This is a genomic window from Geobacillus sp. LYN3, from assembly GCF_003064505.1.
In the GTDB taxonomy this organism is placed as follows: domain Bacteria; phylum Bacillota; class Bacilli; order Bacillales; family Anoxybacillaceae; genus Parageobacillus_B; species Parageobacillus_B toebii.
In genome coordinates this window covers 2,388,363-2,403,178 of the sequence record NZ_QCWL01000001.1, presented here as the reverse complement: position 1 = coordinate 2,403,178, position 14,816 = coordinate 2,388,363, and the positions used below count along the sequence as shown (strand labels likewise).

Genomic DNA, 14,816 nt, shown 5'->3' with positions numbered 1-14,816 from the left:
AACTCGTTTTGAAAAAATAGGTATTTTCCGCAATGAAATTTGCGGAAAATACGGATGTTTTTTGTAAATGATTTTGGTATAGTGAAGGTGAAACCGGCCGGTTAAATGAAAATTAGTCTTTAAGGAGGGACATTTCCCATGTCTTGGATTCATGTCCAGTCTAAAACAATGCATATACTGTTGCGGAAAGTGATGACGTTGGCTGGCGTACTGGTGCTTGCAATCACTGCTTTTAGCTTGGTAAATCCGAATCAAGCAGCAGCATGGTTGCATCCGGGACCAACCACTCAATATCCAACTGAGGGCGGGAAATGGACATACGGTTTCTGGAATGCCATGGTTCGCTCCTACTACTATCATCCAGATTCATGCCACGGTTCAACAGTTGTATACAACGGCGAACAACTGCGCAGTGTTGATACTCCACCGGGAAAAACATCTGCTGCGGAAAAGGGAGCCCTCAATTTTCCATGGTCTGATGATGCCTATTACAAGTACAATCGGAGAAAGCCCATGCAGGGTGTAGCCCGTCTTTAGACATGGGATGAACCGATTGCTTTGACGTAGTCAAAGATGGTATACTACTCTTATAGAGAAGAAAAATCCAACGTCTTGAATCGGGCGCACAGGGCGATAAGCACCAGTGAGGTGTTTGCCCATGAAAGTCTTGTGGAATTAGAGTCAGTATCCATGCGAAGGTATGGAAGAAGCTCTATAGTACACAAGAACCCCGTGGCTTTAGCCATCGGGAGGTTCAGTATAGAATATGCAAATAGCCAATCTGTTTAAACCTTTCCACCCCTTCCCGATGGGACGGGGTATCTCTTTTCGTTGCGGATGATTGATCAAGGAAGGAATGAGGTCCGTGCATAAGAGAATTGTTGTCGCTGTTTCAGCCGTGCAGTTTGCCCTTTTAGCCCTAGTGGCGGTCATCATTTCCGATATACACGACCGCTTTTTTCCGGAACAGTTGGGAGTGAAAGCCAAGGTGACATTGGATTTCAGCCAATCCGGCCTGTCCGATGAGGAGGCCTTTCGACAGCTTGGATCCATCAGCGACCGATTAGGGCTGGGGCTGATGAAGGTGGCCCCGGATTTGCGAGGGGATCAGTCAGGCCAAGTCTTTGTTAAAGTGGGAGCGCACGGCTCTTTTCCGAAGCAAATCCAGCGTTTCGGCAATCAACCTGACGCCGAAATTCGCGACAACGGGGCGCTAGCTCATTCGTTCGCCAATGGCGACTATTTGGTGACTGGAAAAACGGATCGCATTGCCGAGTTTAAAGATTGGCTGACGTCACGCCGGGTTGATCAGCAATGGAACGAAGAAACGCTCATCACCATTTTTCAGTTTCTCACTCTGCAGAGCGATTTCGGCGTGACGCTGCTCGCCGTTTCCGCACTGATGGTGTCACTGGCCTTGTATTGGCTGGCGGTCAAGGCAAGGGGGCGAGCGCTGCGCGTGTTGGCCGGTGTGGCGGCGTGGCGCATTCAATGCGAGGACTTCATCCGTTTTCTCATGGCGATGGTTTCCGCTGCCGCGCTGTTGGATGTGTTGGCCTTCGCTTACGTGGGCTTCGCTTATGGTTGGGGCTTTGTGCCTTATTATGCCAAGGTGTTGCTTTTGGCCGAATGGATCGTCATCTTCCTGACTATGGCCTGCACCTTGGCTCTCTCGGCCGCCTCATGGCCAAGCCCTGCGATGTTGGCGATGCGGGAGCCGGCCGTCAAAAGTTTGGCGAAAAGTTCGGCGGTTCTGAAAATCGCCACGTTCGCCCTCGTTCTCGCCACAGTCGCGCCGGCCTTCGCCGCATATACGGAAGCAAGAAAAACGGCACAGGAACAGGCCACGTGGAAATCGTTGGCCGATCAGGCCGTCTTCGTGTTCCCGTCCCGTCCGGGAAAAGCGGGGGGAGCGGAAAGCGAGAAAATGTTCCAGAAGCTTCAGCCTTTTGTCGGCGACATGGTGCGGGAAGCGGAGGTGGCGGATCAGGTGGCGCTATCTCTCGCGTGGACGGAAGAGTACTTCTCCGTCGATGGATTCCGGATCGCTCCCTATCGTTACATCATCATGGTCAATCAGCGGTGGCTTGATCTTGTGCTAGGGAGAGAGAAAAAACGGCTGTCTTTCGTTCCGCTTTCGCCGGAGCAAATCCCACCAGATGCCAAAAAGGTGCTGGAAGCATCATTTTCATTGTATGTACGAAATCCGCAACAAGCGGTGAACATATGGAATCAAGTGAAGATATATCGCTTAGCTGGATCGCAAACACTCCCTTTTGTCCGGTTCGGTGGGCAGCTTGATTTCGCGAAGCCCAATGAAGTGATTCTCCTTCTTGTACCGAATGTGCACGCGATGTTTAATGACAACTTCCTGATTTCTGTCGCCTCATCGTCTGAACTTAGCTTCACCGGGTTAGAGGCGGCGCAAAAGCTCGTGTCCGAGCGTGGCTTGCAGAACAACATCCGCGTCAATTACATGGCCGAAGAAGGAATTTTGCGCGCGCAGCTTTTCGCTTATTTTGCTTGGCTGCGAGCCGGATCGCTTTCTGCGCTCATTGTGGCCTTGGCTATTGCCGCCATCATCAGCGCCTTCATTGCTGCGGTGTTGAAAGCGAAGCGCGATTTTCCGCTCCGTCTCGGCGGAGCATCTTGGTGGATGATCCTAAGAGGGCGAATAGCGAAGGAATGGCTTATTGGAGGTGCATTGACGGTCTTGATTATGGCGCTTCAAGGCTCGGATGGCTGGATGGCAGTCGCCCTAGCGGGGGCGATGGCGCTGTTGGCGCTGCCGCTTGTACATATAGGGGCGGCAAGCTGGGTGTTTGCGAAAGTCAGCCTGCGCCAGCTGTAGAAAAAAGCAAGGAGGAATGTGGTGCGATGCGGATCGAAGCGGATCAAGTGACAATGGTACTAAATGGGCGGACGATTATGGAACGAGAAAGTTTAGTCTGCGTGCCGGGGGCGATGACTGCGCTTGTCGGCCCAAGCGGCGCCGGCAAAACGACGCTTCTTCATTTGCTTGGACTGCTTTTGCGGCCGACCGGCGGGCGCGTGCTGGCCAACGGCGCCGACACAACCGCTTGGGGAGCGCGGCAGCGCCGCCTTTTCTGGAAAAACTATGCGGCGTTTATCCTGCAAGATTACGGGATTATGGAGGAAGAGTCTGTCGCTTTCAATGTCACGATGACATCTAGCCTGTTCCGTTCCAAAGTGGTGGGCGATGAGAAGCGGTTGAAAGCGGTGCTCATGGAAACAGGATTGGGCGGAAGGGAACAAGAATTGGCCGCCCGCTTAAGCGGCGGCGAAAAGCGGCGCCTAGCGATTGCGCGCGCACTCTATAAGGATGCGCAAGTCATTTTGGCCGATGAACCGACTGCTTCCCTTGATGACGCCAACGGCGAACGTGTCATTGAACTGCTTGCATCGCTGGCGCGGCAAGGAAGGACTGTCATCGTGGCCACCCATGACGACAAGATGATGCGCGCTGCTGATGTCCAGCACTCGCTAGCGCGTTTTTCGGATGCTCCAGAGGGAAGGGGAGAATAAAATTGCCAAAACAAAGAAGAACATGGTGGTGGGCGGCCTTGTTGGTGGCCGTCTTAGCCGGGGGATTCTTGATCGCCGGAGCTGGCGTCGGCCTTTCGTTCATCCCGTTCCCGGGCAAACAAGAGTTTGCGCGCCCTTCTTGCGGAAAACTGCCGAGCAAGTCAGCGGTCGAAGAAGCGCTGGCCAACCACCGGGATCTTGTCGCCCGCTTGGAAAAGGTGGGCGAAGGCGTTAACGTGGAGGTCGCGACACCATGCGGAGAGGATACAAACCAAGCGGTCATCCGCATCTCCTACAAAACGAAAGCAGAACGTGATGGCATTTCCTCCATTTTAGCCGATCAAGGGTTTGGAACAGCGGTGGAATTGGTGAAACGGTGAGATCCGTCATACTTGCGGAGCTAGTTGGGCCCTCGGGCTCAACTAGCCAAAGACCACAACACAAGCCAATGATGTCTGCCCTTTTTGCCGTGGCTGCGGGGTTTCGCTCGAAGCCGTCCTTGCCCGGCGGACAGTGAAACACCAAGTGTTTGATATCCCTGTCATCAAAGTCGAGGTCGCTCAACACGAGGCGGAAGTGAAATCATGCCCCTGCTGCGGACGGCTCGAACAGGCGGAATTTCCACCGGACGTCACGCACCATGTCCAATACGGCAGGCGCATCCGTGCGCTGGTCGCCTACCTCCATACGGTGCAGCGCCTTCTTTCTGCCCGGCTTGTTCAGTTGCTCGAGGAATGGTTGGACGCTCCCATCAGTGAGGGAAGCATCTACAATATCGTTCAAGAATCGGCCGCCCGGCTCGAGGAGCTGCGGGAACCCATTCAAGAGAAGCTGTTGGCTTCCCCGATTTGCACGCCGATGAAACGAGCCTCTCCGTCCAAGGAAAACGGCATTGGCTCCATGTGGCCGGCACATCGGAAGCCACGTGGCTGTTTTGCCATCCCAAACGGGGGCGGGAAGCGATGAAGGCCATCGGTCTTCTCCCCGGTATCGGGGAACCATCATGCACGATGCATGGGCGCCATATTTTCTGTTCACCGAGGCGGAACACGCCCTGTGCAACGCCCACTTGTTTCGCGAGCTGCGAGCCTTGCACGAAGTGCATCAGCAGGGCTGGACGAGACGCTTAAGCGACCTGTTGCTTGAACCGGCTCGTCAACGAAGCTGGCGGAGCGCTCACCGACGCGCAAGTCCGGGTGCTCGAAGCGGAATGGGACCGCCTTGTCCAACAAGCCGCTTTGTGGGCGCATTTGCGGCTCCTCAACGGATCCGAAACGGCGGCCAAGGAAACCAGAAGGCTCCTTCGCCGTTTGCGGGAACGGAAAACGGAGATCCTTCGATTTTTGCGGGAACCGCATGTGCCGTTTAACAACAACTTGGCCGAACGGGACTTGCGCATGGCGAAAACGAAGGAGAAGATTTCCGGCACGTTCCGTTCCGAAGCGGGCGTTGAGGCCTTTTGCCTGATGCGGAGTGTTCTGTCCACCATCCAAAAACAGAAGAAGCCGGTGGCCGAAACGATGGTCGAGCTGCTTCAGGGAAACACTGAGGCCTTGTTTGCCTAAAATCTCGGTTGTCCGCGGTAGCGTCAAAAGTTCTATGAAAAGTGATCGCGAGCCACCTTTTTAAGGAAAATGAAGGGAATATGAGGTCGGATTCGCCCTTGACCAACACTCGCCAAAGGAGAGAAGAGGTCAGTAAGGGCAAGGGCAGGAAAAGAAGCATAGGAAAGCAGCTCTTGCCCATTCCTGATTTTACCTTTGGCGAGGTTCGGATGGTCAAGGGTTCGCTCCGCCGAATCCGTTCCCGTTAGGCAGCTTGTTGTTGGAGAAAGTCTTGAGCCATGGCAATGAGCTTGACCCAGCGTGCAGGCATATGTGGAAGGCTACCTAACTCAGGGATAACGACTGGAACTCGGTTTTCGAGTGCACCATGTGGACGCAAGAAGTTAAAATACGCACAAACAAAGTGACAAACGAAACAGAACCTTCTTCCGCGCCGAAGCCATGGGTCGGTCGATAGTTGCCTTTAAATGTTCGGTTAAACCGTTCGATGATCTGTTTGAGTGGACGGAACTCTTCCGATACAGGATCGTCATTAGTGAGACCAATCACTTGGCGGGCATCGAAACGAATGCCTTGTTAATACATTTCTTTTGGCAAACTTGCTATTCACTAATCCATATATTTCAATTGTTTGATGAGCAGGGTCTACAATCCAATACTCTTGGACTCCGAACCGTTCATACAGATAAAATTTTTCATTGCGGTCTTTAAAAGCGGTAGAAGGAGAAAGAACTTCAATGACGAGCGTAGGTGCCCCTTTTGCTCCTTTTTCCTCGATCTGCTCTGGGTGACAGAATACCGAAATGTCAGGCTGTACGACCGTATCGAGATTTTCATCGTCTTCGCTTGCGCTGAGGAGAATATCGAGCGGAGAAATAAAGACTTGGCACGTTCCTTTGGACAAAAAGGAACGCATGGCGAAATATAGCTCTCCTACTATGCGCTGGTGCTCGGTGGAAGGAGCAGGAGTCATGTTATAAGGAATTCCGTTGATTAGTTCCCATCTTCCATCCCATTCGATATAGTCTTTATACGTGTAACGTTTTTTAGCTTCGTGGCTTTTCATGACTTAGCCACTCCATATTTGCTGTTTTTTAATCAAGTCCGCGAAATTGTGTAAAAACAAAATTCTCCCGTAATCCAAGCCTATTGTACTGGCAATGGAATTTTACACAATAATTTGGACTTGACCCTGTTTTTTTCATTGTAACATATTTTTACAACACAATTTTATAATAGGTGCAGATTTTGTTTTCTTCATTGCTAGAATCATGCCATATATACTACAATAAAAATATCACTAATATTTTAAAAAATGAAAAAGAAAGCGGTTTCTTATGGATGGGAGAAAGCGCTGAAAAAGGGGGAGAATATCAGTGAGTGATATTTCGATGATGAAAAACGCAACGTTTCCCATTCCAAGTTTCGAGGAGTGGAAACAGGAAGTCGAGAAATCGTTAAAGGGAAAGCCATTCGAAAAACTGTATTCGACTACATATGAAAATATCACCATTAAACCCATTTATACGCGTCAGGACATAGAGTCGCTTGTTCATGTCGAACAGTATCCAGGTTTTCCGGGCTATGTTCGCGGAACCAAGCCGAACGGATATATTCGCGAGCCGTGGAAGGTCAGCCAGGAAATTTCAGCTAGCAGTCCGACGGAGTGGAATGAAATCGTTAAACACGATTTGGAAAGAGGGCAAACGGAAATCCATATCGTGTTGGAACGGCTAGGTTTTCCGGTAACATCGGTTGACGATATCGAAGCCATGTTTTCCGGCATTTCTTTGGATAAATATTCGCTTCGCATCGATGCGGGGGCACAATCGCTTTCATTTTTGGCATTGTTTGCCGCCTATTTGCAAAAACAGCAAATACCATTTGACTCAGTGCGCGGAACGATTGGGATGGATCCAGTCGGTGCACTTGCGGAAAAAGGCCAGCTTTCAACCCCGCTTGCGGCATTGTACGACGTGATGGCCGATGTGACGAAATGGGCAAAAGAAAACATGCCGGGCGTAAAGACGGTCATTGTCCGCGGCGAACCGTACCATAACGGCGGGGCAAACGCGGTTCAAGAATTAGCGTTTGCGTTTGCAACAGCGGTGGAATATATTCGTGCATGCTTGGACAGAGGATTGGTGATTGACGCCATTGCGCCGCAAATCCATTTTTCGTTTGCGATCGGTTCGAACTTTTTTATGGAAATCGCAAAGCTTCGCGCAGCAAGACTTGTTTGGTCCAACATCGTGCAGGCGTTCGGCGGCAGCGAGCAAGCGCAGAAAATCGCGATGCATGCGCGCACATCTTATTTTACGAAAACAATTTACGATCCATATGTCAACATGCTTCGCGCGGCGGCAGAAGCGTTTGCCGCGACGATCGGCGGCGCCGACAGCCTTCACGTCTCCCCGTTTGACGAGGCGATCGGGCCAGCTGATGAATTTTCACGGAGAATCGCCCGCAACACGCAGTTGATTTTGCTGGAAGAAGCGCATATCGCTAATGTCATCGATCCGGCTGGCGGTTCGTACTATGTGGAAACATTGACAGCACAATTAGCGGAAGAAGCATGGAAATTGTTCCAGCAAATCGAAGGAAAAGGCGGCATCGTTAAGACGCTTCAAGACGGGTTTGTGCAGGTGGAAGTGGAAAACGTTGCCAAGCAGCGGAAGGATAATGTAAAAAAACGAAAAGAAAAAATCGTCGGAACGAACTTTTACGCCAACTTAGCGGAGGCGCCTATACAAAAAGCGAGAGAAAACAGCGAAAACGATGAAAAACAACTATCTTCTTCCGCGCTAAACGAAGAAAACGTCGCACAATTGCAAGCGGGATTCGGTGAAAAACGATGGATCGAGACAGCTGTTTTTATGGCAGTTCGTCGAGCAACCGCTCAGGAAATCGAAGCGGCATTAAAAGCAGATGAAGCATCCGTAAGCGTCAAGCCGATCAAACAATGGCGCTTGGCTGAACCGTTTGAACAACTGCGCAAAGCTTCGGAAGCTCATCTTGAAAAACATGGAGCGCGTCCGACGGTGCATTTAATTAACATTGGCTCCATTCCAAACTATAAAGCACGCGCCGATTTTATTACCGGCTTTTTTGAAGCCGGCGGCATGGCAGTAGTGAAAAGCGAAGGGATACATACCGCTGAGAAAGCGGTGTCGGAAGCAATAAACGCAAACGGCACGCATTATATTATTTGCGGATCTGATGAAAGCTACACGGACATCGTTCCTGCCATCGCGAAAGCGTTAAAGCAAGCGAATTCAAATGTAAAGCTGTACGTGGCTGGAAAGCAAGCGCCGGATGTGGAACAATCATTCGTGCAAGCTGGCGTGGATGGTTTTATTCACATCGGTTCGAATTGTTATGAAACGATTGTATCGTTTATGAAGGAAATGGGGGTGGACCTCAATGAGTAAAAAGGTAGATTTTACAAATATTTCGCTGCGCATGCCGAAAAAAACGGCAGATGAACAGCAATGGAAGCAGGCGATCGAAGAAAAAGTGCGCGCGTCCATCGATGACTTATTGTTTCAAACAAATGAACATATCACCGTAAAACCGCTATATACGAAAAAAGATATCGAAGGCTTTGATTTTCTTGATTATATGCCGGGAATTCCACCGTATTTGCGCGGACCGTATCCATCGATGTACGTGAATCGGCCGTGGACGATCCGGCAATACGCAGGGTTTTCGACAGCGGAAGAAAGCAACGCATTTTATCGACGCAACTTAGCGATGGGGCAAAAGGGGCTGTCCGTTGCGTTTGACCTTGCGACCCACCGCGGCTATGACTCCGACCATCCGCGCGTCGTTGGTGACGTCGGCAAAGCGGGAGTGGCGGTCGATTCGATTTTAGATATGAAAATTTTGTTTGACGGCATTCCGCTTGATCAAATATCGGTATCGATGACCATGAACGGCGCGGTGCTGCCAATTATGGCATTTTATATCGTCACCGCCGAAGAGCAAGGCGTCACGCAAGATAAGCTTTCCGGAACGATTCAAAACGATATTTTAAAAGAATATATGGTGCGCAACACGTATATTTATCCTCCGGAAACGTCGATGCGCATTATCGCTGACATTTTTGAATACACTTCCAAATACATGCCAAAGTTTAACAGCATCAGCATTTCCGGATATCATATGCAAGAAGCGGGAGCGCCGGCGGATATTGAATTGGCGTATACGCTTGCGGACGGATTAGAATATGTTCGTACAGGATTAAAAGCAGGAATTGATATTGACTCGTTCGCGCCAAGATTGTCATTCTTCTGGGCAATCGGCATGAACTATTTCATGGAAGTCGCGAAAATGCGTGCGGCGCGCATTATGTGGGCAAAAATGATGAAAACGTTCCATCCGAAAAATCCAAAATCGCTCGCATTGCGGACGCATTCGCAAACATCTGGCTGGAGCTTAACCGAGCAAGATCCATTTAACAACGTTGTGCGTACATGTATTGAAGCGCACGCCGCTGCGCTTGGGCATACGCAGTCGCTTCATACGAACGCGCTCGATGAAGCGATCGCGCTTCCGACTGATTTCTCCGCGCGCATTGCCCGCAATACACAGCTTTACTTGCAAGATGAAACAGGCATTTGCAATGTCATTGACCCATGGGCAGGTTCTTACTATGTGGAAACGTTAACGAACGAATTGATGAATCGCGCGTGGAAGCATATTGAAGAAATCGAAAGCCTTGGAGGCATGGCGAAAGCGATTGAAACGGGGCTTCCGAAAATGCGCATCGAGGAAGCGGCGGCAAGACGCCAAGCGAGAATCGATTCTGGTGCGGAAACGATTATCGGCGTCAACAAATATCGCCCGGAAAAAGAAGAACCAATCGAGATTTTAGAAGTCGACAATACGGCGGTTCGGATGCGGCAAATCGAAAAATTAAAACAGCTGCGCGCTTCCCGTGATGAACAAAAAGTGCAGGAAGCGCTTGACGCGATTACAAAAGCGACGGAAACGGGAGAAGGAAACTTGCTCGAGCTTGCCGTACAGGCAGCGCGCGCCCGCGCGACATTAGGCGAAATTTCGTACGCGATCGAAAAAGTAGCGAAGCGACACAAAGCGGTCATTCGCTCGATTAGCGGGGTGTACAGCTCCGAATTCACAAATGAAGAACAATTCGAGCGAGTAAAGAAAATGACTAATGAATTTTATGAATTAGAAGGCCGCCGTCCGCGTTTAATGGTAGCGAAAATGGGGCAAGACGGCCATGACCGAGGAGCGAAAGTGATCGCCACTGCCTTTGCCGACTTAGGATTTGACGTCGATATCGGTCCATTGTTCCAAACTCCGGAAGAAACGGCGCGTCAGGCGGTCGAAAACGACGTCCATGTCGTTGGGATCAGTTCGCTTGCCGGCGGGCATAAAACATTATTGCCGCAATTAGTGGAGGAATTGCGGAAGCTTGGCCGCGAAGACATTATTGTCGTCGTCGGCGGCGTTATTCCGCCGCAAGACTATGAATTTTTGTATGAGCATGGAGCGGCGGCGATTTTCGGACCAGGCACGGTCATTCCAACCGCAGCGGAAAAAGTATTGAAAGAAATTTATAAACGTCTCGGCTACGAGGAAGTGAGGCAATGAACGGCGAACGGACGCATCGCCCTGAATGGGTGGAAAAAGAGAGAGAAAATGAGTTTGCGACCGCTTATGTGAAAACCACTGCTTCCGCTTCGCCAAAACGTTGGGTGAAGCGGAAAGAAAGGTCAGTAAAAGAATATGTCGAAGGCGTGTTGAACAATGACCGCACGATTTTAGCCCAGGCAATCACCCTTGTTGAGAGCAATGCGCCCAAGCATATGGACATTGCCCAACAAGTGTTAAACGAACTGCTTCCACATGTCGGAAAATCGATCCGCATTGGCATCACCGGCGTGCCGGGAGCAGGAAAAAGCACGTTTATTGAAGCGTTTGGCACGTTTTTATGCGAACAAGGGCACCGTGTTGCCGTATTAGCGGTTGACCCGAGCAGTTCTTTAACAGGCGGAAGTATTCTTGGCGATAAAACGCGGATGGAGTCGTTAGCGCGCCATCCGCGTGCATTTATCCGTCCGTCGCCATCAGGAGGAGCGCTCGGCGGTGTGCATCGAAAAACGCGTGAGACGATGATGCTTTGCGAAGCGGCAGGATATGATGTTATTTTGGTAGAAACGGTCGGTGTCGGGCAAAGCGAATTTGTCGTACGCGGCATGGTCGATTTCTTTTTAATGCTTGTTTTAACAGGCGCTGGGGACGATTTGCAAGGAATAAAACGCGGAATTATGGAATTAACCGATGCGGTTGTCATTAATAAAGCGGACGGAGACAATAAGCCAAAAGCGCTGGCCGCGCAAAAAGAGTATAATCAGATTCTTCATTATTTGCGCCCAGCAACACCAGGGTGGGAGACAAAAGCATATACGTGTTCGGCTCTTTTAGGAGAAGGCATCGAAGAAATTTGGAACGTGATTCAGAAGTTTGTAGAAACGACGAAACAATCAGGCGTGTTTGACATGCGCCGGCGCCATCAGCAAAAAGATTGGATTTACTCAATGATTAAAGATTATTTAGAAACGAGTTTCTTTTCCCATCCCGCAGTAAAAGAAAAGCTGCCGGTCATTGAAAATAACGTTATTTCCGGAACACAATCCGTTACTTCCGCGGTGCGAGAGCTTATTAAGATATATGAAAGTAGGTCATAATGGAAAAATGTGATACGATAAGAAAAGGAGGTGCTTGAGCATGTTTCAATTTCCGCTATTTAATGATATCGTGGAACAATCGCGCCGCGAAATCGTGGAGGCTGGCTTTGAAGAATTGCGTACACCTGAAGAAGTGGATGCCGCATTTAAGCGACCGGGCACAACGCTTGTAATGATTAACTCGGTATGCGGCTGTGCGGGGGGCATTGCCCGTCCTGCAGCGGCGCATGCGATTCATTATGACAAACGTCCAGACCATCTTGTAACCGTATTTGCCGGCCAAGATAAAGAGGCAACAGCGCGAGCAAGGGAATATTTTGAAGGACAGCCGCCTTCTTCTCCATCTTTCGCTTTACTAAAGGACGGCAAGCTTTGTACGATGATTCATCGTCATGAAATCGAAGGGCACGAGCCGATCGAAGTCGTCCAAAAGCTGCAGGCGGCGTTTGATCAATATTGCGATGAAGTATAACGGAGCTGAATTTTTCAGCTCCGTTATTTATTTTGTTATTCTCAAAAAGCAAAAATAATTTATTTATAATTAAAAAATAGATTGCATAATTATTACTATGTATGTTAATATACAAAACATAGAATATATATTCAAAAACAAGGATGTATTTTATATTAATCTTCAAAACTTATTTCGCAATATTATAAAAATTATTTAAACTTTTGAGAAGAGAGGGAGAGACACCGTATGAAAAAATCATTGTTGCTTTTTATTGCTAGCATTTTATTAATTGGTTTGCTCTCGGCATGCGGCACAGGCGGAGAACAGAAAAACGGAAGCGGAGAACAAAAGAAAGTGTTAAGAATGGGTACTTCCGCCGACTATGCGCCATTTGAATATATCGATACCACAAAAGGCAATGAAATTATCGGATTTGATGTCGATTTGGCGAAAATGATTGCGAAAGAATTGGGATATGACGTTCAAATTGTTGATATGGATTTTAGCGGTCTTATCCCAGCACTGCAGTCAGGAAAAGTAGATTTTGTATTAGCGGGGATGACTCCAACGAAAGAACGCAAGAAAAACGTTGATTTCTCGGATGTGTATTATGTAGCGCGAAACATGATCGTTTCCAAGAAAGGAAGCGGCATTAAAACAGTTGAGGATTTAAAAGGAAAAACGGTTGGTGTTCAAACCGGCTCGATTCAAGAAGGAGAAGCAAATAAAATTGCAAAAAAAGTTGACATGAAAATTGAAAGCCGCAACCGCATTCCGGAGTTAATTCAAGAGATTCAAGCAGGGCGCTTTGATGCAGCAATTATCGAAGATACAGTTGCAAAAGGATATCTAGATAGCAGCAATGGCAAACTAGAAGGTCATACAATCCCGACAGACAAAGAAAAATCAGGATATGCGATTGCTTTCCCAAAAGGAAGCAAGCTTCGCGATGAGTTTAATAAAGTATTGCAAGAAAAGATCAAAAACGGCGAAGTGGACAAGTTGATTAAAAAATGGTTTGACCAATAATTTGTAATGCGTTCAAAAAAGGGGGGTCCTTTTTGAACGTTTTCACTATGTTGCAAGGAAGGATGAAGGGTCGGTGAACTTAGATTTTTCACAAATTGTTCCATCAATTCCATTTATATTAGCAGGAATTGCAGTTACATTAAAAATTGTCGTTTTCGCGGTGTTGTTAGGGTTTGTGCTTGGAGTTATTTTAGCGTTAATGAAAATTGGCAGAATGAAGGTTTTGACATGGTTTGCCGATGCGTATACATCCGTATTTCGCGGCACGCCGCTTGTGTTGCAGCTTGTCCTTATTTATTTTGGAATACCGCAGCTTACCGGTGTTGAAATTGACGCATTTCCCGCAGCGGTCATCGCGTTCGGGCTAAACTCTGCCGCCTATGTTTCTGAAATCATCCGCGCCGGCATTTTAGCCGTTGATAAAGGGCAGCGGGAAGCGGCGCTGGCGCTTGGTGTTCCGTACAAGCTAATGATGCGTGATATTATTTTGCCGCAAGCGCTGAAAAATATTTTGCCGGCATTGATGAATGAATTTATTACATTGACGAAAGAATCTGCCGTCGTAACGGTAATTGGAGCGATGGATGTCATGCGGCGTGCTTACATCGTTGGCGGACAAGTGTATCGGTATATTGAGCCGCTGTTGATTGCCGGGCTTATTTACTACGTTTTAGTCATGCTTCTTACGCTGCTTGGCAAAGCGTTAGAAGGGAGATTGAGAAAAAGTGATTAAAGTAGAAGATTTGCATAAATCGTTTGGCAAATTAGAAGTATTAAAAGGAATTACAACAACGATTAAGCAAGGCGAAGTAGTGGCGGTTATCGGTCCATCTGGGTCAGGAAAATCCACGTTTTTACGCTGCTTAAACTTGTTGGAAGAACCGACAAGAGGGAGAATTTGGATCGGTGACGAGGAAATTACAGATAAAAAGACAAACATCATGAAAGTGCGCCAGCATGTCGGCATGGTGTTTCAGCATTTCCATTTGTTTCCGCATATGACCGTGCTTGAAAACGTCACGTATGCGCCGATTAAAGTAAAAGGAATGACAAAGGCCGAAGCGGAAGCGAAAGGAATCGAACTGTTGAAAAAGGTCGGATTGGAACAAAAGGCAAACGAATATCCAAGCCGGCTGTCGGGAGGCCAAAAACAGCGCGTAGCGATTGCGAGGGCGCTTGCCATGTCGCCGGATGTAATGTTGTTTGACGAACCAACGTCAGCGTTGGATCCGGAAATGGTCAAAGAAGTGCTTGAAGTCATGAAGTCGCTTGCCCATACGGGAATGACGATGGCGATTGTTACGCACGAAATGGGCTTTGCCCGCGAAGTTGCCGACCGGGTGTTGTTTTTAGACGGCGGCCAGCTCGTCGAGGACGCGCCCCCGCAAGAATTTTTCACATCTCCGAAAAGCAAGCGGGCTCAAGAATTCCTTGAAAAGATGCTATAATCAAGTACAATAAAAAGATGGTCCCTTGGATCATCTTTTTTACTTTTTTAAGCAGGAG

Annotated in this window: 14 protein-coding genes and 2 pseudogenes; 14 read left to right on the top strand and 2 right to left on the bottom strand. The window is 48.7% G+C overall.

Annotated features, from left to right (window positions below; genetic code table 11):
* Positions 1–138: 138 nt before the first annotated feature.
* The 7 genes and pseudogenes from DCC82_RS12590 to DCC82_RS17380 all read left to right on the top strand — a co-directional run bounded on the left by DCC82_RS12590 (position 139) and on the right by DCC82_RS17380 (position 5,111).
* The gene (locus tag DCC82_RS12590; protein ID WP_097354717.1) at positions 139–537 is read left to right on the top strand and encodes a lactococcin 972 family bacteriocin; all 399 of its coding nucleotides are present in this window, start codon (positions 139–141) and stop codon (positions 535–537) included.
* A 319-nt stretch (positions 538–856) separates the two neighbouring features.
* Complete coding sequence (locus tag DCC82_RS12585; RefSeq protein ID WP_233253038.1) at positions 857–2,851, top strand: hypothetical protein; 1,995 nt, start codon at positions 857–859, stop codon at positions 2,849–2,851.
* A gap of 26 nt (positions 2,852–2,877) precedes the next feature.
* Positions 2,878–3,546, top strand: a complete 669-nt coding sequence (locus tag DCC82_RS12580) for an ABC transporter ATP-binding protein (RefSeq protein WP_003249312.1) — start codon at positions 2,878–2,880, stop codon at positions 3,544–3,546.
* Positions 3,547–3,548: 2 nt separating this feature from the next.
* On the top strand, positions 3,549–3,926 hold the full coding sequence (locus DCC82_RS12575; RefSeq protein WP_013400432.1) for a hypothetical protein: 378 nt from the start codon (positions 3,549–3,551) through the stop codon (positions 3,924–3,926).
* Positions 3,927–4,059: 133 nt separating this feature from the next.
* On the top strand, positions 4,060–4,512 hold the full coding sequence (locus DCC82_RS12570) for an IS66 family transposase (protein WP_097354715.1): 453 nt from the start codon (positions 4,060–4,062) through the stop codon (positions 4,510–4,512).
* Positions 4,472–4,672 (top strand): annotated as a pseudogene (locus DCC82_RS18750) (IS66 family transposase); the annotation flags it as partial. The gene DCC82_RS12570 and the pseudogene DCC82_RS18750, both read left to right, overlap by 41 nt.
* A gap of 16 nt (positions 4,673–4,688) precedes the next feature.
* Positions 4,689–5,111 (top strand): IS66 family transposase, encoded by a 423-nt coding sequence (locus tag DCC82_RS17380; protein WP_049757013.1) that lies wholly within the window; start codon positions 4,689–4,691, stop codon positions 5,109–5,111.
* A 244-nt stretch (positions 5,112–5,355) separates the two neighbouring features.
* On the opposite strand, the pseudogene DCC82_RS18255 reads toward DCC82_RS17380, so the two are convergent.
* Positions 5,356–5,684 (bottom strand): annotated as a pseudogene (locus tag DCC82_RS18255) (DDE-type integrase/transposase/recombinase); the annotation flags it as partial.
* Entirely contained in the window at positions 5,644–6,177 is a 534-nt protein-coding gene (locus DCC82_RS12550) for a Uma2 family endonuclease (RefSeq protein ID WP_013400433.1), read from the bottom strand. The gene DCC82_RS12550 and the pseudogene DCC82_RS18255, both read right to left, overlap by 41 nt.
* 310 nt (positions 6,178–6,487) lie before the next feature.
* On the opposite strand from DCC82_RS12550, the gene DCC82_RS12545 reads away from it, so the two are divergent.
* The 7 genes from DCC82_RS12545 (at position 6,488) to DCC82_RS12515 (ending at position 14,758) form a co-directional block, all read left to right on the top strand.
* Complete coding sequence (locus DCC82_RS12545) at positions 6,488–8,542, top strand: methylmalonyl-CoA mutase family protein (RefSeq protein WP_097354714.1); 2,055 nt, start codon at positions 6,488–6,490, stop codon at positions 8,540–8,542.
* Positions 8,535–10,730 (top strand): methylmalonyl-CoA mutase, encoded by a 2,196-nt coding sequence (scpA, locus tag DCC82_RS12540; protein WP_097354713.1) that lies wholly within the window; start codon positions 8,535–8,537, stop codon positions 10,728–10,730. Before DCC82_RS12545 ends, scpA begins: the two co-directional genes overlap by 8 nt.
* Positions 10,727–11,827, top strand: a complete 1,101-nt coding sequence (gene meaB / locus DCC82_RS12535; RefSeq protein WP_015864420.1) for a methylmalonyl Co-A mutase-associated GTPase MeaB — start codon at positions 10,727–10,729, stop codon at positions 11,825–11,827. Before scpA ends, meaB begins: the two co-directional genes overlap by 4 nt.
* Before the next feature lie 40 nt (positions 11,828–11,867).
* Positions 11,868–12,299, top strand: a complete 432-nt coding sequence (locus DCC82_RS12530; RefSeq protein WP_015864419.1) for a BrxA/BrxB family bacilliredoxin — start codon at positions 11,868–11,870, stop codon at positions 12,297–12,299.
* A 228-nt stretch (positions 12,300–12,527) separates the two neighbouring features.
* On the top strand, positions 12,528–13,310 hold the full coding sequence (locus DCC82_RS12525; RefSeq protein WP_089097897.1) for a transporter substrate-binding domain-containing protein: 783 nt from the start codon (positions 12,528–12,530) through the stop codon (positions 13,308–13,310).
* Positions 13,311–13,383: 73 nt separating this feature from the next.
* On the top strand, positions 13,384–14,043 hold the full coding sequence (locus DCC82_RS12520) for an amino acid ABC transporter permease (RefSeq protein ID WP_015864417.1): 660 nt from the start codon (positions 13,384–13,386) through the stop codon (positions 14,041–14,043).
* The gene (locus DCC82_RS12515; protein ID WP_015864416.1) at positions 14,036–14,758 is read left to right on the top strand and encodes an amino acid ABC transporter ATP-binding protein; all 723 of its coding nucleotides are present in this window, start codon (positions 14,036–14,038) and stop codon (positions 14,756–14,758) included. Before DCC82_RS12520 ends, DCC82_RS12515 begins: the two co-directional genes overlap by 8 nt.
* The last annotated feature ends 58 nt before the right edge of the window (positions 14,759–14,816 follow it).